Raw genomic sequence first — 598 nt, 5'->3', positions numbered from 1 at the left:
TGTGCATCATTCGACGATCTTCGAGCTCAACGTCCAAAGCTACCGCCGCCGCAAGGCCGGCGACAAACAGAACGCACGGCGGCGTCAATTACACGCCGACAACCCGGCCAACCCGTTTAGCGGCCAGTTGCCTGACGATGGCAACGCTACACAGTAGCGGTGAGCGTCAACTATGCGATCACGCAACGACAACTACGAAGGAGCAACGTCAAATATGACCTGATAACCGACGACAACTACCCCGTTGACCGGCCAAAATAGTTGTCGATGACCGGCCACGCTGCTTGACGCTCTCTACCCTGTCGCTATGCACGATTACGCCGGCGTCAGGGCGACGCCGGAACCACGCCATTCGCAATGCGTCCGTGACCAGTTCAGCTTTCATGTGCGGCTGCATCGACCAGCCCACCACATGCCTGCTGAACAGGTCGACGATAACCGCGAGGTAGACCCAGCGAGCTCGAATGCCATGCTGCGCCATCAGTTTGCGAACCCGTTCTTTACCCACGCGCACGCCTTGTGTGAGCAACTCCTTCCACATGCGGGGCCAGCCGCATTCGCCTTTAACCTGCGTGTGAATCGCCTTGACTTGCGCGAG

Annotated in this window: 1 pseudogene; it reads right to left on the bottom strand. The window is 58.7% G+C overall.

Annotated elements, in window-relative coordinates:
• Window positions 1-226: 226 nt before the first annotated feature.
• Window positions 227-598, bottom strand: a pseudogene (locus M3A49_RS42470) (IS3 family transposase); the annotation flags it as partial.

This window comes from Paraburkholderia sp. CNPSo 3076, assembly GCF_026343935.1.
GTDB classification, from domain to species: domain Bacteria; phylum Pseudomonadota; class Gammaproteobacteria; order Burkholderiales; family Burkholderiaceae; genus Paraburkholderia; species Paraburkholderia nodosa.
Note: the sequence above shows the minus strand (reverse complement) of the source record. Positions and strands in the feature narration are given on the sequence as shown.